The organism is Ruminococcus hominis (assembly GCF_014287355.1).
GTDB lineage: Bacteria > Bacillota > Clostridia > Lachnospirales > Lachnospiraceae > Schaedlerella > Schaedlerella hominis.
In genome coordinates, this window is record NZ_JACOPE010000001.1 from 981,398 (window position 1) to 1,001,412 (window position 20,015).

Here is a 20,015-nt window from a genome sequence, read left to right on the forward strand (position 1 = left end):
GTTGGGGACGGGGTTTAATGGCTCTTTTTCCCAAGAAAAAGAGCCATTAAACCCCGTCCCCAACTGGCACTCCAACCCCAACCGACACCCCAACCGGCACTACCTGTTAATCCTGGTAAACAATTTTTCCGCGGCAGATGGTATATTTGATTTTTCCGTATAATTCTTTTCCGGTAAATGGACTGTTGGATGATTTGGATGCGTATTCTGTCGGTATCCATGTTTCATCTGGATTGAAAAGTACAAAATCGGCAGCAGCACCTTCTTCAATCGTGCCGTAAGGCAGATGATAAAGTTTGGCCGGATTGATTGTCATTTTCTCTAATAATTCCATCATAGTCAAGTGTCCCGGACGAACAAGCGATGTAATGCCAAGTGAAAGGGATGTTTCCAGTCCGATGATTCCACTAGGAGCTTCTGTCAATGGTTTTGCTTTTTCTTCGGCACTGTGAGGTGCATGGTCTGTTGCGATTAAATCGATCGTTCCGTCTTTTAAACCTTCGATGATTGCCAGACGGTCTGCTTCAGTACGAAGTGGCGGATTCATTTTTGCAAGCGTTCCATGCTCTAACAAGGCCTCATCGGTCAATGTGAAATGATGCGGTGTGGCTTCAGCGTGAAGTTTTGCACCTTGCGCCTTGAACATGCGGATTAGTTCAACGGAACGTCCGGAGCTGATGTGCTGGATAACAACGTCTGCGCCGGAGCGAAGAGCAAGCATACAATCGCGGGCAACCAAAGACTCTTCAGCAATAGAAGGAGAGCCATATACACCCAGCTTTTCAGACACATCACCATGATTGATTCCGTTGTTCGTAATAAATGCAGGGTCTTCTTCGTGAAGGCTTATCGGAACATTCAAAGAGGCAGCTTCTTCCATAGCTTTATAGCAGAACGCAGCATTTTTTAAAGGAATACCATCATCAGTAAATCCACATGCTCCGGCTTCTTTTAACGCTTTCATATCAGTCAGAGTTTCACCCTTTAAAGAATGTGAAATAGAAGCAGCCTGATAAATACGAATATCTTCAGCCTTGGCACGCTGTAAAATGTCCTCAAGTACAGGAACATTATCTACAGTCGGAGAAGTATTTGCCATGCAGATGACAGTTGTAACTCCTCCGTGTGCAGCAGAAAGCGAACCGGTATGGATATCTTCTTTATAAGTGAATCCAGGGTCGCGGAAATGAATATGCGTATCGATCAGACCAGGCGCAATGACCAGTCCGGAAGCATCAATGACTTCTTCTGATTCCGATGGAGTGATTGACTTAGCAATTTTAATAATCTTATCATCTTCAATAAGAATGTCACCGGAAATAATTGTTTGTGTGGCAGGGTTCATAATTGTACCATTTTTAATAATCATGGGAAAAACCTCCTTAAAATTTATCTCAGTCGAGAAGACTCCCACCTCTTTCGGGTGGTGAGTAACAGCAAATTTGTCTCAGTGGGAGTCCAATCTCCGACTGAGATAAACGCTCCGCGAGGATGCGCAGTGATTCTGTAAAGAATATGTCAGCTTACGCTGACCAGAATCACGCGCCAAGTCTCGCAGCTGCTCGACTTGAATGCATAATGTGAATATCTCTTTTCTTATCTCATAAATGTGTTGATAACATGAAGAATTCCGTCGTCATCATTCGAATGAGTAATAAAATCCGCATGTTCCTTTACAATTGGCTGAGCATTTTCCATAGCAACACCAAGTCCGGCATATTCAATCATAGAAACATCATTGAAGCCGTCACCACAGCATATCATAGAGTTGGCGGTCAGACCGATACTGTTGAGCAATTTCTGCAGAGAGTTTGCCTTGTCAATTTTCTGTGGCATAATCTCTAAGAAAAATGGTTCCGAACGGTAAATATTTAAAAGTGAATGGAATTTACGCTTTAATTCTGGCATTAATTTCTCCAATACAGCCGGTTCACCCGGAATCAGCATCTTGTTTACCGGAAAATCCAAATATTCAACAAAATTGTCGACTTCTTTCACGGGCATTTTATTGATAAACATTTCTTTTTCCGTATATTCATTTACCTTAATTCCGGAAATGACACAATCATTCTCATAAGAAATAATATCCAGTCCCGGATAATTTTTGGTATATTCAAAAATTGGTGCAATAACTTCACGAGGCAGAGTTTTATTATAGATCGGTTTATTTGTTGCACAGTCGATAATAAGTGCACCGTTAAAAGAAAGAATATAGCTTCCAAAACGGTCAAGTTCTAATTCTTTTGCGAGTGGCACAACACCACATGTCGGACGTCCACTGGCAAGAACCACCTTTTTTCCGGCTTCCTGAATTTCTATAAGAGCCTGCTTTGTGGCAGGGGTGATTTCTTTCCTTGAATTTGTGAGGGTTCCGTCCAAATCAAGGACAAGCATTTCGTACTTCATAAACAACTCCTAAATTAAAATTGATAGTACACGTATTACGTGAATATGTACAATAACAGTATAAATTCTTTGAAAAATCTTGTCAATTGAATAGGAAAAATAGGTTGGCTGTTAGGCAACAAAAATATTTCTTAAAAAAATTAAAAAAGTACTTGCTTTTTCTTTCAGAGTCTGTTATATTAATGGAGTTGCAGCTGATAAGCAACAAACTTAATAACTGATGCGGAATGGTGTAATTGGCAGCACAGCAGACTCTGACTCTGTTAGTAGGGGTTCAAGTCCCTTTTCCGTAGCTATGGTGTGTTACTGCACGGCAGGCATTAACCAAGCATGAATATTACGAGAGTATATTTGTGTGGGTTAATGTCTTTTTTGTTTATTATCAACATAAAAATTAAAAACACTCTTTGATAACTAATAAAAAAGACAATTCTTTCAAAATAATATAGAACGTGATATTTATGGATCTTAAAAAAGAACAAGAAGGAGAGAAATGTCATGAAAGACAAAATTTTTGGTGTCCTGCAGAGAGTAGGACGAAGCTTTATGCTTCCAATCGCGATTCTTCCGGTAGCAGGTTTATTGCTTGGACTTGGAAGCTCATTTACAAATGAAACAACAATCGCAACATACCATCTTCAAAAAGTGTTGGGAGACGGAACCGTGCTCCATGCCTTGCTGACAATTATGAATAAAGTCGGCAGTGCGATTTTTGATAACCTGCCACTGATCTTTGCGGTAGGTGTTGCAATTGGTATGGCAAAGAAAGAAAAAGAAGTTGCAGCGTTATCTTCTATGATTGCATTCTTTGTTATGCATATATCCATTAGCGCAATGCTTTCCATTAATGGAAAGATTCTTACAGATGGTTCAATTGCGAAAGATGTGCTGGAAGGAACAGTTGCATCAGTTTGTGGAATCCAGAGCCTGCAAATGGGTGTGTTTGGAGGAATTATTGTAGGTCTGGGTGTTGCGGCACTTCACAATCGATTCCATAAAATTGTATTGCCAAATGCATTATCATTTTTCGGCGGCTCAAGATTTGTGCCGATCATTTCTACAATCGTTTATATGTTTGTCGGAATATTAATGTATTTTGTATGGCCGGCAGTTCAGAATGGTATTTATGCACTGGGCGGACTTGTAACAGGAACAGGATATTTCGGGACACTGATTTTTGGTATTATCAAGAGAGCCTTGATTCCATTTGGACTGCACCATGTGTTCTATATGCCATTTTGGCAGACAGCAGTTGGTGGAACAATGGAAGTTGCAGGACAGATGGTTCAGGGAGGACAGAATATCTTCTTTGCACAGCTTGCAGATTCCGCTAATATAACACATTTTAGTGCCGATGCTACAAGATATTTCTCAGGAGAATTCATTTTCATGATCTTCGGACTTCCGGGAGCAGCACTCGCTATGTATCGCTGTGCAAAACCGGAAAAGAAGAAACAGGCAGGCGGACTTTTATTATCTGCAGCACTTGCAAGTATGTTGACAGGTATTACAGAGCCAATTGAATTTTCTTTCTTATTTGTAGCTCCAATGTTATTTGCAGTACAGGTTGTATTGGCCGGAGCCGCTTATATGATCGCACATATGTTAAATATTGCGGTAGGTCTGACATTCTCAGGCGGATTTCTTGATTTGTTCCTGTTTGGTATTTTACAGGGAAATGCAAAGACAAGCTGGGTAAGAATCATCCCGGTTGGTATTATTTACTTTATCTTATATTATGTGATCTTTACATTTTTAATTAAAAAATTTGATCTGAAGACTCCGGGACGTGAGGACGATGATGTAGAGACAAAATTATATACAAAGGCCGATGTAAATGCCAGAAAAGAAGGTCAGAAAACTTCTGAGACCAGCTCAAAGGATGCCATCAGCGAGATGATCACAGAAGGTCTTGGCGGCAAGAAAAATATCAGTGATGTTGACTGTTGTGCAACAAGACTTCGTATTACGGTATACGATACAGAACGTGTAAATGATGAAATTTTGAAACAGACAGGTTCAAGAGGAATTGTGAAAAAAGGACAGGGGGTTCAGATTATTTACGGACCACATGTGACAGTAATCAAATCAAATCTGGAAGATTATCTGGAAACAGCACCTGACACATATGCAGAAACAACAGTTCTGGAAAATACAGAAACCAAAACAGAAGAAACAACAGTTTCAGAAAATGCGGAAAATGAAACAAAAGCAAAAAGCACAATCATTATTTCCAGCCCTATCACAGGAAATGCAGCTGACCTTTCAGCGGTACCTGACGAAGCATTTGCAGGACGTATGATGGGAGATGGAGCGGCAGTTACACCAACAGATGCAATTATTACAGCACCGGAAGACGGAGAAGTGGCATTTGTATTTGATACAAAACACGCAATTGGATTTGAGACAGAAAGCGGTGTTGAACTTTTAATCCATGTCGGAGTTGATACAGTATCACTCAATGGAGAAGGTTTTGAGGTGTTTGTAGAAAATGGTCAGAAGGTGAAAAAGGGAGATGTGATGATGAAAATCAATATCCCATATCTGACTGAGCATGCCCCATCTTTATGCTCACCGGTATTATGTACAGATTTAGATGACAATCAGAAAATCCGTTTACTTGCTAAAGGCGAGATTAAAGCAGGAGAGCCGCTGTTTGCAATAGATCTATATTAGGCGATTTAAAATGATGAGATGTGTTGCTGTTTGCGAGTACTCATGAACAGCAGCTAATGATGTATCTGCCTCGGCCAAATTAGGCCGAGGTACTTTACATTTTGGCGAGATTTTGTTACGCTGTTTTTAGTCTTTAGGAAATGAAATGGTCAGGGGGAATATTTATATGTATCGGGTGAGTAAAGTACTCAATAACAATGGTGTTATCGCAATAGAGATGGAAGAAAATCAAGAGTATGTCCTGCTTGGAAAAGGAATTGGATTTGGGAAGAAAGTCAGTCAACGATTTGAAGCACCTTCTGACTGTACAAGATATTCATTGAAAAATGATACAGAACGAGGGAGTGCGGCATCGCTTGTTAAAAGTGTGGACCCTGTATTTTTGGAAATTGCAAATGAAGTACTCAAAGAAGCAGAGCATACTTTCGGAAATATTGACAAGAGAATCTTATTTCCGTTGGCAGACCATATATCCTTTGCAGTTGCACGGATGAAAAACGGAGAACAGATCAGTAATCCCCTGACAGGTGATATACATGCTCTATTTTATAAGGAATTTCAGGTCGCATCTGTATTGAAGAAGGTTTTATCAGACAGGATGCAGATAGAGATTGGAGACGATGAGATTGGCTATGTAGCCTTGCATGTCCATTCTGCGATAGAAGATGAGAAAGTATCAGTGGCAATGCAGATGGCACGAACCGTTCGTGAATGTGTAAGCATTATAGAGACAGAAACGGGCAAAAAAATTGATGTTATGACGCTGGATTATAATCGTTTGATGAATCATGTGAAATATATGGCGGCAAGACTTTTGCGCGGTGAAGAACTTAAGGTTAATATCAATGATTATATAGAAATAAAATTCCCAAAAGCATTTGCAATTGCGACAACAGTCTGTGACCATTTGGGTGAGAATATCGGCGTTCAGCCGGGTGAACGAGAAATCGGATATCTGGCGATGCATATTGAGAGAGTATACAATTCCGGTGAAAATAACTAAAAATCCTCGTTTATTAATTGACAATATATGCAAAATGTGATAATCTGAAAAAAATTAGAGAAGCTAAAAAAGAGTTTGGCAACCTTTCCTGAAAAGGCTGACAAGCTCTTTTTTGAAATTAAAAATTTTTTTACTATGCGATTAGTAAAAAAATAACAAACGACATATTAAAAGGGGAATAATTATGAAATTAATGAAGACAGAGGATGCAGTAGGCCAGATTTTATGCCATGATATCACACAGATCATCAAAGGCGTAAAAAAAGATGCTGTATTTCGCAAAGGGCATATTATCCGGGAAGAAGACGTTCCGGTATTGTTAAGTGTCGGAAAGGACCACATTTATATCTGGGAGAATAATGAAAATATGCTTCATGAAAATGATGCGGCACTGGTGCTTTATGACATGTGTAAGAATGATAACATGGCTCCATCTCAGATTAAAGAAGGAAAGATTGAACTGATTGCAGAATGTGATGGCGTATTAAAAGTAGATACAGAAAAATTAAATCGCATTAACAGTCTCGGTGAAATGATGATTGCCAGCAGACATGGCAATTTTCCAGTGAAGAAAGGCGATAAGCTTGCGGGAATGCGTATTATCCCTCTTGTGATCGAGAAAGAAAAGATGGAGCATGCAAAAGAAGCTGGCGGTGAGGGACAGATTTTCGAACTGCGTAAATATTTATACAAAAAAGTTGGAATCGTAACGACTGGAAATGAAGTATATCATGGGCGTATCGAAGATACATTTACACCGGTTATCAAAGAAAAATTAGCAGAATTTGATACCGAGATCATCGGACATCATGTAAGTGATGATAACCCGGAGCGTATTACAGGTTATATCCGCGAATTGCTCGATGAAGGTGCAGACATGATTATCTGTACGGGTGGAATGAGCGTAGATCCAGACGATAAGACACCGTTGGCAATCCGTAATTCAGGTGCAAAGGTCGAGACTTACGGAGCACCGGTATTACCGGGAGCAATGTTCTTGCTTTCCTATTATAATGAGACAATTCCTGTACTTGGACTTCCGGGATGCGTAATGTATGCAAAGCGAACAATATTTGACCTTGTATTACCAAGACTGATGACAGGCGAGAAAGTAACAAAAGAAGATATAGATACACTTGGCGAAGGTGGATTGTGTCTGTCTTGCCCGGTCTGTATATTTCCTAATTGCGGATTCGGAAAATAAAGGAAATGCAGGCAAGTAAGAAGCAGGCTGGCAACATGCAAACAAGAGATGTGTAGAAGGGGAAGGACAATGATTGACGGATATGGACGAACAATTGAATACATGAGAATATCCATTACTGACCGTTGCAATCTTCGTTGCCGATACTGTATGCCGGATGGGGTTGATCTGGTGTCAATGTCAGACCTTCTTTCTTTTGAAGAAATAGAAGAAATTTGTTGTGCGGCGGCAGAACTGGGGATAAAAAAAATAAAAATTACCGGCGGAGAGCCGTTGGTACGTAGGGGATGTACTGCACTCATTGGCCGAATAAAACAAATACCGGGAATTGAAGAGGTGACACTGACGACGAATGGAATACTTTTGGCACAGCAGATGTCAGAGCTTTGCGAAAATGGGCTGGATGCGGTGAATATCAGTCTTGATACGTTGAGTAGATGTAATTATGAAGAAATTACAGGAAAAGATAAATTAGAGAGTGTGCTAGAAGGGATTCAGGCGGCAGTAAAAGCCGGGATACGTGTTAAGATTAACAGCGTATTGCAAAAAGGACAAAACGATGCGGAATGGGGGCAGTTGATCGGCTTGGCGAAAGACCTGCCAATTGATGTACGTTTTATCGAGATGATGCCAATTGGTTACGGGAAACAATTTGAAACAATATATAATGAAGACATCCAGAAAAAAATCAGGGAAATATACCCGGATTTAGAAGAGGATACAAGAGTTCATGGAAATGGACCGGCAACATATTATCACATACCGGGATTTAAAGGAAGCATCGGATTTATCAGTGCGATACATGGAAAATTTTGTGATAAATGCAACAGAATACGCCTGACATCACAGGGGATGATTAAGCCGTGTTTATGTTATGGAAAATCTTATAATCTAAAAGAAATACTAAGAGATTCCGGAGAAAAAATCGGAACAGAAGATATGAAGAGAATGCTGAAGCAAAGATTAGAGACAGCAATATTGGAAAAACCAGAACAACATTGTTTTGAGCATTTGGATGATATTACAGAAAAGAAAGATATGATACAAATAGGTGGTTGAAAATGGGAAAGATAATTGCAATTTGCATTAGTGAAAAAAAAGGAACGCAGAAGCACAGTATTGAATCTGCAGTCTTAAAAGAAAACTGGGGAATTGAAGGAGATGCACATGCAGGGAAATGGCATCGTCAGGTAAGTTTGCTTTCATTTGAAAAGTTTGATGAGTTCCAGAAAAAAGGTGCAGAAATTGATTACGGTGCCTTTGGAGAAAATATTCTTGTAGAAGGATTTGATCTTCGAACAATTCCGGTAGGAACAAGATTTCAGATAGGAGAAGCAATTTTAGAGTTAACACAGATAGGAAAAGATTGCCATAGCCACTGTGAAATTTACAAAAAGATGGGCGATTGCATCATGCCACGTGAAGGCGTATTTACAGAAATTATAAAAGGCGGCGTGATAAAACCAGGTGATGAAGTTATTCAGTTACCACTGCCAAAAGACAGACCATTTACCGCAGCAATCGTTACATTAAGTGATAAAGGTTATGCAGGAGAACGCGAAGATAAAAGCGGTCCGATGATTCAGCAGATATTAGAAGAATGTACAGACTCTAAATATCAGATTATAGAAAAAATGATTTTGCCGGATGAAAAAGCAAAGATAGAAAGACAGCTTTGCAGACTGGCAGACCAAAGACAGATCAATGTAGTATTTACAACAGGTGGAACCGGATTCGCAGACAGAGACGTAACACCAGAAGCAACAATCGCTGTCTGCGACAAGATGGCACCGGGTATTGCTGAGGCAATGAGAAACTATTCCTTAAGCATTACAAATCGCGCAATGCTTAGCAGAGCTGTAGCTGGAATCAGAAAGAAAACATTGATCATCAACCTGCCGGGAAGTCCAAAAGCAGTAAAAGAGAGCTTAGAATACATCCTTCCGGCACTGGGGCATGGCCTTGGAATCCTTCGCGGAACAGATGGAGAATGCGGTAACGCTTAGCAAGGTATTTTCGAGCTTAGCGTTACCGTACACTACGACAGCAGGCGAGGTGTTTTCGAGCCGCTGCTCGGAGTGTTACCGCGTGAAAAATAACGCTTAGCGAGGTATTTTCGAGCTTAGCGTTACCGTACACTACGACAGCAGGCGAGGTCTTTTCGAGCCGCTGTTCGGAGTGTTAGCGAAGAAAAACAACGCTTAGCGAGGTCTGAATAGAATGATTGTAAATAGAAGCAGCGCCCTAACTGCTTTCTATTTTGCATAGCGAATGGTTTAGAAAAAATATTCGCATGCAACAAATATTTACACAAAGTCATCAAGGAGGAACAGGATGAAAAAAAGAATTTTAGCAATGATGCTTGCGTCAGCAATGGTAGCAGGAATTGTAGGATGTGGCGGAAGCTCAGATTCGAAAGATACGAAAGAAGAAATAAAAACAGAAGAGACAGCAAAAACAGATGATGCCGAAGAAACAGAAATCCAGGTATTTATCGCAGCCAGCTTAAACACAGTTATGACAGAGCTTGCAGAAGAATACAACAAAGAACATCCAGAAGTAAAAATCACATACAACGCAGACAGTTCAGGCACATTGCTGACACAGATTGAAGAAGGTTACGAATGTGATATTTTCTTCTCAGCAGCTCAGAAACAGATGGATCAGCTGGAAAAAGACGGACTTGTAGTAGATGGAACTCGTGCAAATGTTGTAAATAACCAGGTAGTTGTAGTATCATTAAAAGACAGTGGTACAAAGGTCACAGGACTTGAAAACTTAAACGAAGCAAGTAGCATCGCTCTGGCAGGCGGAAGCGTTCCGGTTGGCAAATATACTCGCCAGACACTTGTAAATCTCGGAACATTAAATAAAGTAGATGATGTATCAACAATCACAACACAGGAAATTTCAGATGCTTTAGGCGGAGTTGAAATCAGCGAGCAGGATAACGTAAGTAAAGTACTTGCAGCAGTTGTAGAAGGTTCTTGTGAAGTTGGAACAACATATTTCTCAGATACATATGGATATGAAGACAAACTGGATATTCTTCAGAAAGTAAGCTACGATCTGACAGGAAATGTAATCTATCCAATCGCACGCGTTTGGAATGACGAAGCCGATGAAGTACAAAACAAAGCTGCTGATGATTTTATCAAATTTATCACATCAGATGCAGCAAAAGCAGTATTTGATTCATACTATTTCGATACAAACGTAGAATAAGCAGTATATTTCGCTCAGAAGAATAAACAAAAAATCAGAAAAAGATGGCATTTGCTGATAGCGGATACTCATCAGAAAGGAAAAACATGGAAGCAGTGATAGAGGTCATCAAGACATTAGACTGGAGTCCGTTATGGATTTCATTAAAAACAGGAATTGTAGCAACGATATTTTCCTTCTTTTTAGGTATTTTTGCTGCACGCAAAATTGTAAAAGCATCGCCTGGAGTAAAAGCAGTGCTGGATGGCATCCTGACGCTTCCGATGGTTTTGCCTCCGACAGTAGCGGGATTTTTCCTGCTACTTATATTTAGCAGACGTCGTCCGTTTGGAATCTTCTTATATGAAACGTTTGATATTAAGGTTGTTCAGAGCTGGCTTGGCTGCATAATTGCAGCGACAGTGATTGCATTTCCATTGATGTATCGAAATGCAAGAGCGGCCTTTGAACAAATCGATGTAAATCTTGTTTATGCAGGAAGAACACTTGGAATGTCCGATTTGAAAATATTTTGGAAGGTAGTCATCCCGACTGCCGGACCGGGAATTGCATCCGGAACAATCCTTACATTTGCAAGGGCACTTGGCGAATACGGTGCAACATCGATGCTTGCCGGAAATATTCCCGGAAAGACAGGAACCATTTCACAGAAGATTGCAATGGTCATTCAAGACGGAGATTACCTGACAGCCGGAGTGTGGGTTGCAATTGTGATGGCAATTGCATTTGGAATTGTTGTGTTAATGAACATAATTGCAGGTAAGAAAATGAAACAAGTCAAACGCTGGTAAATCCAGGTGAAAAGTAAAACAGACGAAACGCTAATAAAAAGGAGACAAAAAATGGCAATAAGTGTAGATGTCCAGAAAAAGCTCGGGGAGTTTGAGTTGAATGTAAAGTTTGAAAGCACATCAAAAAGAATTGGGATTCTGGGCGCTTCCGGTTGCGGAAAAAGTATGACATTGAAAAGCATTGCCGGGATTGAAACTCCGACAGAAGGAAAAATCCAGATTGGCGAACATGTACTGTTTGATTCCAAAAATAAAGTGAATTTAAAGCCACAGAAAAGAAAAATAGGATATTTATTTCAAAACTATGCATTATTTCCAACGATGACGGTAGCTCAAAATATTGCGGCAGGATTAAAAGGAAGTAAGCAGGAAAAAGAAAAACGAGTCAGGGAGATGGCAGAAAAATTTCAGATTCAGGAATTATTAAAACGTCTGCCCGGACAACTTTCAGGAGGACAACAGCAAAGGGTTGCGCTGGCAAGAATCATGGCATACAGCCCGGATGTGATATTATTAGACGAACCGTTTTCTGCATTGGACGTATTTTTGAAAGACCATTTGCAACAGGAACTTGAAGAGCTGTTGAAGGATTACGAAGGAACAGTAATTATGGTTTCTCATAGCCGCGACGAAGTATATCGCTTTTGTGAAGAGCTGCTGATTTTGGATCAGGGAAGTGTAATCACAGCCGGAAAGACAAAAGTAATCTTTAGTAACCCTCAATATCGCGCAGCAGCAAAATTGACCGGATGTAAAAATTTTGCTGAAATGCAATACACAGAATCTCCGAATAAAATTATTTTGCCGGATTGGGGAGTTACATTACAGCTGAAAAAGGAAGTGCCAAAAGGGTGTACCTGCATCGGGTACCGTGCACATGATTTTGTGCCGATATGGGGAGAAAAAAAAGAAAATTGTATAGAGGTACGATTAAAAAGCATGTCAGAACTTCCGTTTGAAAATCAGTATTATTTAAATCCAGCAAATCCGAAGACACCTTCTATCTGCTGGTTTGTACAGAGAGAAAAGGAAAATGTAGTTGAGACAAATGGTTTGCCAGAGTATCTTCAGATTACAGAAGAAAGATTAATGTTTCTAAAATAATGTTTTTAATACAAAAACAAATGAAAAGTTCTCTTTTGGAAAGTGTGAAAACCATTTTCCGAAAGAGAACTTTTTGTATAGAATGGATAGGTAATATGAATTGTTATAGCTCATCTAACATCTTCTCAAAAACATCTTGTGGGACCGGCTTGGAATAATAATATCCCTGTATAAAATCACAGTTCACAGATTTTAAGAAGTTTACCTGCTCGTTGGTTTCAGCACCTTCGGCAATGACCTTGATGCCAAGTTCATGAGCCATGGAAATGATGGTGTGCAGGACAGCTTCAATTTTTGGATTCTTCCCAATAGAACGTACAAATTCCATATCCAGTTTTAAAATGTTAAAATCATAGTCTGTAATCGTGCTGAAAGAAGAAAATCCACTTCCAAAGTCATCTAATAAAATGCGTACATTTTGATTCTGAATCTTTCTCAAAGGATGTAAATCCAGATTGTTAATAGAAATATAAGCACTTTCAGTAAGCTCTAACATCTTATGTGAACAAAGAAATTCGTCGTTTGAAAACTCATCTACAAGTGCACTTAACATATCAGGATCATAAAAATCCATCCGTGAAATATTCATAGAAATCGGAACTACCTTTTTGCCGGCATCATGACGCCGGTGCAGAAAGAGTGAAATCATGTCAGATACAAATTTATCCAATACCGAAATATGCCCATTTTTTTCAAGCGTAGGAATGAAAACGTCTGGGGAAATCATCCCTTTTTCCGGGTGAATCCAGCGAATCAGAGCTTCTGCGCCGACAATCTTATCTGTTGCAGCACTAAAGATTGGCTGATAGTACACCTGCAATTCATTATTTTCCAAAGCCTGTCCGATATTGCGTCGAATCTGGGACTGTGCCATATAGATTTCCTTCATCTTCAAATCATAGATGGCATAAGGCTGTAAATATTCGTTCTCAATATGCTGACATGCCAGATGGGCACGGTCACACATTCCATTTACAGAAACATGCCGGTCATGAATATGATAAATACCACATTTCGCAAAAATAAGAATATTTTTATCATGATATGTGAAGGATTGCTTTAAAAGCTTTGTCAATTGTTCATAGTCCAGATATTTACGTTCTATAAGACAGACAAAATGATCGGAAGTCAGTCTTGCAGCAGCAATTGGATGCAAGAAGCAATTCCGAAGCTCATTATGAAAATGATGGAGAAACGCATCGCCACCCTCAAATCCAAGAATCTCATTCAATGCTTTAAATTCCTTGAAGTCAATAAAAAGAAGAGAAAACTTGTCAGTGTGAGGATCATTTTTAATAATATTCGAAACGATGTGGTAAAATCCAATACGATTCAAATCGCCGGTTAAAAAATCCTGATAAGCAAGATAGCTGATATCCTGGATTGTGCTTAAAACAAGCTGTTGTTCTTTATCAAAATAAACAAAATTGTAGCGTACAATCAGCTCTTTATCATTTTTTATATGATGCAGGGTATAACTATAGTCGCCTTGTGTATCCAAAGCATGTTTGACTTTTGTCAGAGGATTATGAGAATCAAAATAATCATAATCTGCCGGGGAAATATGAAGACGCTTCATCAATTCACAAATCCGTTCGTAAGAATCAGTGGAAGTAAGAAAATCTTCACCGGACTTAGCATCAAGACGACATCTGCTGATCGTATGGTGATTAAGGTCAATTAAACCGACAAAAGAATATTCGCTTTGATACAAAAGTTCTGGAACACGCGTAGCGGCAATTTTTTTCAAATCGTTCCGGTTAGGATTGAGTGTTTTCATGATGGACATTCCCCCTATACTCTGATTTTGAGAATAAAAATGAGTTACGATTTACAGAGTAGCTGTAAAATTTATCTCAGTCGAGAAGACTCCCACCTCTTTCAGGTGGTGAGTAACAGTAAATTTGTCTCAGTGGGAGTCCAATCTCTGACTGAGATAAACGCTCCGCGAGGATGCGCAGTGATTCTGTAAAGAATGTGTCAGCTTACGCTGACCAGAATCACGCGCCAAGTCTCGCGTCTGCTCGACTTGAAGAATAATAGAACTGTTAATTTATTATAACCTAGATTTAATATAAAAGCTATAGCGAAAAACAAAGCTCATAAGAAAAATTATGCGAAAATTTATGTGAAAATAAATAGAAGTTCCTTGACAGAAAATGCATTGGATTTTATCATGAAAGATACGTGAATTACGCAGGATGAAGGAGAAAAAATATGGATTATATATTATTGATCATCGGATTTGTATTGTTAATCAAAGGGGCAGACTTTTTCGTGGACGGAAGCTCCAGCGTGGCAAAAATATTAAAGGTGCCGACAATCATCATCGGTCTTACAGTCGTAGCATTTGGAACAAGTATGCCGGAGCTCTCAGTCAGTGTGACGGCAGCACTTCGGGGAAGTAACGACCTGGCAGTCAGCAATGTGCTGGGTTCTAATATTTTTAACCTGTTGGTTGTCTTGGGATGTTGTGCATTGGTAAAACCCGTGGCGGCAAAATGGTCTTTGCTCAAAAAAGAGTTTCCATTTTCAATATTGATCACAATTATTTTACTGCTTGTAGATTCTGACTTTTCTATTATGAAAATATTGGACGGAAACCAGGGATTTGTCCTGGGAAGATGGGCAGGCTTACTGTTTTTGATTTTGTTTGTTCTTTATATATATGCAACCGTAAAATCCGCACTTCGCTCCAGAGCGGAAGCAAAAGATATGGAAGAGGAAGAGTATAAGACGATGAGCCCGCTAAAAAGCGGCATTTATATCGTAATCGGATTAATCGGAATCGTGTGGGGTGGCAATCTGGTCGTAGACAGCGCATCGAATATCGCATTGACATTTGGATGGAGCCAGACATTTATCGGGCTTACAATTGTAGCACTTGGAACATCACTTCCAGAACTGGTTACATCTGTTGTAGCAGCAAGAAAAGGAGAAAATGATCTTGCAGTAGGTAATGTTGTCGGTTCAAACATTTTCAACATTTTATTGATACTTGGAGTGTCTTCCTTTATCACACCAATCACACTCGATGTGACAGCGGTGTATGATACAATCATTTTAATTATAGCAAGTATCGTCGTGTATGTATCAGCAATCAGCAAACGCGAGATTCAAAGAAAAGAAGGAATTTTCTTTTTAGTTTGCTATTTTGCATTTTTCCTTTACGTGTTTATGAGATAGAAACAAGTGAGATATCTCATAAGGAATAGAGTTATAAAAAAGAAAAATCGTAGTCGATAGATTACAAAAGAAGGGAGAGGACAATGGAGAAGAAAAAAATTATTGAATTCCGTAACATTGTAAAAAATTTTGATGGACAGATTGTATTAAAAGGTATCAATCTGGATATTTATGAAAATGAATTTGTGACCCTGTTGGGACCAAGTGGATGCGGTAAAACCACATTGCTTCGAATTCTGGGAGGTTTCCTGGATGCAGACGAGGGAAGCGTAATGTTTGATGGAGAAGAAATCAGTCAAAAACCTCCATATGAACGTGAGTTGAATACTGTATTTCAGAAATACGCATTATTTCCACATTTAAGTGTTTATGAAAATATTGCGTTTGGTCTTAAGATAAAAAAGATGAGCAAGGATATCATTGACCAGAAGGTTATGAAGATGCTTAAACTTATCGGTCTGGAAGGGTATGAAGATAAAAATACAACCCTGCTTTCCGGAGGACAGCAGCAGAGAGTAGCGATTGCCCGTGCCCTTGTAAATGAGCCGAAGGTCTTATTATTAGACGAACCATTGGCGGCGTTGGATTTGAAGCTGCGTAAAGAGATGCAGTATGAGTTGAAACGTATCCAACAGGAAGTAGGAATCACATTTATTTTTGTAACACATGATCAGGAAGAAGCATTGACAATGTCAGACAAGATCGTTGTTATGAAAGGCGGAGAAATCCAGCAGGTAGGAACACCGGAAGAAATCTACAACGAGCCTGCAAACGTATATGTAGCCAATTTCATCGGCGAGAGCAACATCATTTCCGGAAAAATGCTCGAAGATTACAAAGTACGATTTGATGATGTAACATTTGACTGTGTAGATTTCGGATTCAGAAAAGACGAACCGGTAGATGTAGTATTGCGTCCGGAAGATATCGATATCGTTGATGTCAAAGACGGAAAACTTACCGGAGAAGTACAGAGCGTACTCTTTAAAGGAGTCCACTACGAGATTATTGTTGAGACAGTCCCGGGAACAAGTGTAACCGTAAACATGCGAGTAGTACATAACCGTGATGTGACAAGCGAAGACGGAACAGAAAAAATCAGTGCCAGCGATTTTTACGTCGATGTGGAAGATGTAGAAGCACTTGATGATAAAGACATTATCGCTTTCTCAAATGCACAGGCATGGGATCCAAAGACAGACGAGTACATTTCCATCGCAAGAATTGAATATGATTTGAGGCCGGAAGAAGGAGAATATCCAGTTACATTCTCAACACCGAAAGGAACAAGTGTACAAAGAAATATTTTTGTTGTCAACCAGCCTTTCGTTAAAAATGAGAGAGCAAATGAAGGTGTTATGGCATTTAACTTCTCAAAAACAGTAGATGAAATCATAGAATCCCAGGCATTGGATACAGATTTGAAGACATGGGCAAATGCACAAGGCTGGAAGCTGACAGACGAAGACCAGAGTGTAGACCTAAGCGTAGATTACGATTTTGAGCCGGAAGATGTAAAAGAAGGTGTATATAAGATCACATTCTCAACGACAGGTCGTGAGTTTAAGATCCATACAACAGACTATTCCGAGGAAGGTCAGGAAGTCGGACTGACATTCTTCCCGGAAGATATCCATGTTATGTCGAAGGTGGTATTCTAATATGAAGAAATTCTTACAGTTAGCAATTCCATATATCGTGTGGGCGGTGTTGATGCTCGTACTTCCAATGGCACTGATTTTCCTTTACTCTATCACAGAGCCTGGAAACAGCATTATATCCTTCTCAATAACACTGGATCAGTACATCAAATTCTTTACCGACAAAGATTTCTTACTGATTCTGTGGCGCTCACTTGCAATTGCGGTTAAGACAACCATCATCTGTCTGCTGCTTGGTTATCCGATTGCATATTACATTGCAAGAACAAAAGAAAAAACACAGAACATGTTAATCTTATGCATTACAATTCCAATGTGGATCAACATGCTTGTACGTACTTATGCGTGGATTGGTCTCTTAAGTGATGGCGGATTGATCCAGAAAATATTAAGCCTCGTAGGTCTTGGACACATAAAGCTCCTTTACACAGAAGGTGCAGTATTGCTTGGTATGGTATACAACTTCCTTCCATTTATGATTTTGCAGATTCAGACATCCCTGTGCAAGATGGATACATCCTTATTAGAAGCAAGCGCAGATTTAGGGGCAAGTCCGGCGCAGACATTTCGACGCATCACCCTGCCATTATCATTGCCGGGCGTGATCAACGGAATCACATTAGTATTTTTGCCGGCAGTAAGCTCCTTCTTCATTCCAAAGCTGTTAGGAGGAGGTCAGTACTTCCTTATTGGAAATATGATTGAAAACCAGTTTATTACAGTAGGAGAGTGGAACTTCGGAAGTGCCATCTCTATGATCATGGCAGTTATTATGATGCTGCTTATGATGGCAGTGCGTAAAACTGAAAAACGAAATGCAGGCGGAAAGGAGGCATGATTTAATGAAAAAAAATAAGCATCCATTTGGTAAGATACTTCTGATTTTGACGATCATGTTCTTCTATCTTCCAATTATATACATGATTATTTTTTCATTTAACGATGGAAAATCATTGACAAAATTTACCGGATTTTCATTGCGCTGGTATCAGCATATGATGGATTCCGGAGATATGATGAGCGCATTATCCACAACATTTAGCGTGGCAATCATCGCAACAATCATTTCAACAATTATCGGAACAATCACGGCAATCGGATTAAGCAAATCCAAAAAGATTATCAGAGATCTGATGGAGCAGGTAAACAATCTGCCGATGATGAATCCGGAAATCGTAACAGCGATTGGATTTATGCTGCTGTTCATTACATTTAAAATAGAAAAAGGCTATGTGACAATGCTTCTGGCACATATCGCATTTTGTATACCATATGTAATCTTGTCAGTCATGCCAAAAATCCGTTCACTCGACCCAAACATCGCAGATGCGGCAATGGATTTAGGGGCGACACCATGGCAGGCATTGACAAAAGCCATTGTACCGCAGATCACACCGGGAATTATCTCAGGTGCACTGATTGCATTTACCATGTCAATAGATGATTTTATTATTTCATACTTCGTGACAGGACGCGGCGTAAAAAACTTAAGTATTGTAGTTTATACGATGAGCAAACGTGTAAATCCAAGTATCAATGCGGTGTCAACACTTGTTGTTGTCATTATTACAATAGCCCTGGTGATCATTAACATTGCACCGGTCGTAGCTTCAAAACGTGCAAAAAAAGAAAATGTAGGCCGAAGAAAATTCGTATACCCGGCAACTGCAGCAGTATGTGCACTATTAGCAATTGTGTTTTTTGTAAATATATCCGGAAACAGGGCAGCATCAAAGCCATTTGAAGGTCAGACCTTGCACATTTACAACTGGGGCGAATATACAGGTGAAAATATCATCAACGACTTCCAGAAAGAGACAGGGGCAACAGTTGTTATGGAAAACTTTGATTCCAATGAACAAATGTATATCAAAGTCGCAAATGGAGAATCCTACGATATCCTTGTTCCAAGTGATTATATGATACAGAGATTGATAAGCGAAGGATATCTGCAAAAATTAGATCACTCAAAACTGGATTGCCTTGATAAGCTCAATGACGGCGTAAAAAATCTGGCATACGATCCGGGAAATGAATACTCAATACCATATTTCTGGGGAACAGTCGGAATCATTTACGACAAAACAAAGGTAGATATCGAAGATTTGAAAAAAGAAGGCTACAACATTTTCCTCGATGAAAAATATAAAGGAGATATCTATCTCTACGATTCCGAGAGAGATTCCTTCATGATGGCGTTGAAAGCATTGGGATATTCAATGAACACAACGAATGAAAAAGAAATCCAGGAGGCTTATGACTGGCTACTTCAGTGTGTGCAGACGATGGATTCGGAAATCGTTATGGATGAGATCATTGACAACATGGCACAAGGCCGAAAAGCATTAGGCTTAATCTATTCAGGAGATGCAACCTATGTCATGGCAGAAAATGAAAACATGGGTTACTATTTACCGGAAAGCGGAACAAACCTCTGGTCTGATGCGATGGTTATTCCGAAAAATGCAAAGAATCCAGAACTTGCATACGCATTTATCAACTATGCAAGCGACTATGACGGAGCTTATGATAACTCAAGCTATGTAGGTTACACTGCCGCAAATAAAGAAGTTATGGATGATCTCTCCAAAGTGGGCGGCGAATTCGAAGGAATCAATGCGTACATTCCAAGAAGTGATAATCAAAATGATGAAATATTTGAATATAATGAAGATACAAAAAAGATCATCAGTGATCTGTGGAGCAGAGTAAAAATTGCAGCAAGTAATGCGAAGTGATAAGAGGGGTGCGAAAGCACT

At 39.6% G+C, this 20,015-nt stretch carries 14 protein-coding genes, 1 tRNA gene and 1 pseudogene; 13 read left to right on the forward strand and 3 right to left on the reverse strand.

Annotation, left to right across the window (positions count from 1 at the left end; all coding sequences use genetic code 11):
- Positions 1 to 106 precede the first annotated feature (106 nt).
- Positions 107 to 1,369: a dihydroorotase gene (locus H8S40_RS04295; RefSeq protein WP_186864651.1), complete on the reverse strand. Its 1,263-nt coding sequence runs from the start codon at positions 1,367 to 1,369 to the stop codon at positions 107 to 109.
- A 227-nt stretch (positions 1,370 to 1,596) separates the two neighbouring features.
- Entirely contained in the window at positions 1,597 to 2,406 is an 810-nt protein-coding gene (locus tag H8S40_RS04300; RefSeq protein ID WP_186864652.1) for a Cof-type HAD-IIB family hydrolase, read from the reverse strand.
- 221 nt (positions 2,407 to 2,627) lie between these two features.
- Here H8S40_RS04300 and H8S40_RS04305 point away from each other — a divergent pair.
- From H8S40_RS04305 to H8S40_RS04345, 9 genes are all read left to right on the forward strand, one after another.
- A tRNA-Gln gene (locus tag H8S40_RS04305) sits at positions 2,628 to 2,699 on the forward strand.
- A 205-nt stretch (positions 2,700 to 2,904) separates the two neighbouring features.
- Positions 2,905 to 5,082, forward strand: a complete 2,178-nt coding sequence (locus tag H8S40_RS04310) for a PTS sugar transporter subunit IIABC (protein WP_186864653.1) — start codon at positions 2,905 to 2,907, stop codon at positions 5,080 to 5,082.
- Positions 5,083 to 5,248: 166 nt separating this feature from the next.
- A complete protein-coding gene (locus H8S40_RS04315; RefSeq protein ID WP_121056492.1) occupies positions 5,249 to 6,085 on the forward strand; it encodes a PRD domain-containing protein in 837 nt (278 codons plus the stop codon).
- 184 nt (positions 6,086 to 6,269) lie between these two features.
- Entirely contained in the window at positions 6,270 to 7,289 is a 1,020-nt protein-coding gene (locus tag H8S40_RS04320; protein WP_186864654.1) for a molybdopterin-binding protein, read from the forward strand.
- A gap of 69 nt (positions 7,290 to 7,358) precedes the next feature.
- Complete coding sequence (gene moaA / locus H8S40_RS04325; RefSeq protein ID WP_186864655.1) at positions 7,359 to 8,348, forward strand: GTP 3',8-cyclase MoaA; 990 nt, start codon at positions 7,359 to 7,361, stop codon at positions 8,346 to 8,348.
- A 2-nt stretch (positions 8,349 to 8,350) separates the two neighbouring features.
- Positions 8,351 to 9,295, forward strand: coding sequence for a molybdopterin adenylyltransferase (mog, locus tag H8S40_RS04330; protein WP_186864656.1), 945 nt, complete (start codon positions 8,351 to 8,353; stop codon positions 9,293 to 9,295).
- A gap of 328 nt (positions 9,296 to 9,623) precedes the next feature.
- Positions 9,624 to 10,514, forward strand: coding sequence for a molybdate ABC transporter substrate-binding protein (gene modA / locus H8S40_RS04335; protein WP_186864657.1), 891 nt, complete (start codon positions 9,624 to 9,626; stop codon positions 10,512 to 10,514).
- An 86-nt stretch (positions 10,515 to 10,600) separates the two neighbouring features.
- Positions 10,601 to 11,305, forward strand: coding sequence for a molybdate ABC transporter permease subunit (gene modB, locus H8S40_RS04340; RefSeq protein WP_186864658.1), 705 nt, complete (start codon positions 10,601 to 10,603; stop codon positions 11,303 to 11,305).
- 51 nt (positions 11,306 to 11,356) lie between these two features.
- Complete coding sequence (locus H8S40_RS04345; RefSeq protein WP_186864659.1) at positions 11,357 to 12,409, forward strand: sulfate/molybdate ABC transporter ATP-binding protein; 1,053 nt, start codon at positions 11,357 to 11,359, stop codon at positions 12,407 to 12,409.
- A 103-nt stretch (positions 12,410 to 12,512) separates the two neighbouring features.
- On the opposite strand, the gene H8S40_RS04350 is transcribed toward H8S40_RS04345, so the two are convergent.
- Positions 12,513 to 14,189 (reverse strand): putative bifunctional diguanylate cyclase/phosphodiesterase, encoded by a 1,677-nt coding sequence (locus H8S40_RS04350; RefSeq protein ID WP_186864660.1) that lies wholly within the window; start codon positions 14,187 to 14,189, stop codon positions 12,513 to 12,515.
- A gap of 437 nt (positions 14,190 to 14,626) precedes the next feature.
- On the opposite strand from H8S40_RS04350, the gene H8S40_RS04355 reads away from it, so the two are divergent.
- The 4 genes and pseudogenes from H8S40_RS04355 to H8S40_RS04370 all read left to right on the forward strand — a co-directional run bounded on the left by H8S40_RS04355 (position 14,627) and on the right by H8S40_RS04370 (position 19,994).
- Positions 14,627 to 15,595 (forward strand): calcium/sodium antiporter, encoded by a 969-nt coding sequence (locus tag H8S40_RS04355; protein ID WP_186864661.1) that lies wholly within the window; start codon positions 14,627 to 14,629, stop codon positions 15,593 to 15,595.
- Positions 15,596 to 15,678: 83 nt separating this feature from the next.
- Positions 15,679 to 16,680: pseudogene (locus H8S40_RS16520) on the forward strand (ABC transporter ATP-binding protein); the annotation flags it as partial.
- Positions 16,681 to 17,257: 577 nt separating this feature from the next.
- Entirely contained in the window at positions 17,258 to 18,094 is an 837-nt protein-coding gene (locus H8S40_RS04365; RefSeq protein WP_186864663.1) for an ABC transporter permease, read from the forward strand.
- A 4-nt stretch (positions 18,095 to 18,098) separates the two neighbouring features.
- Positions 18,099 to 19,994, forward strand: a complete 1,896-nt coding sequence (locus tag H8S40_RS04370; RefSeq protein WP_186864664.1) for an extracellular solute-binding protein — start codon at positions 18,099 to 18,101, stop codon at positions 19,992 to 19,994.
- The last annotated feature ends 21 nt before the right edge of the window (positions 19,995 to 20,015 follow it).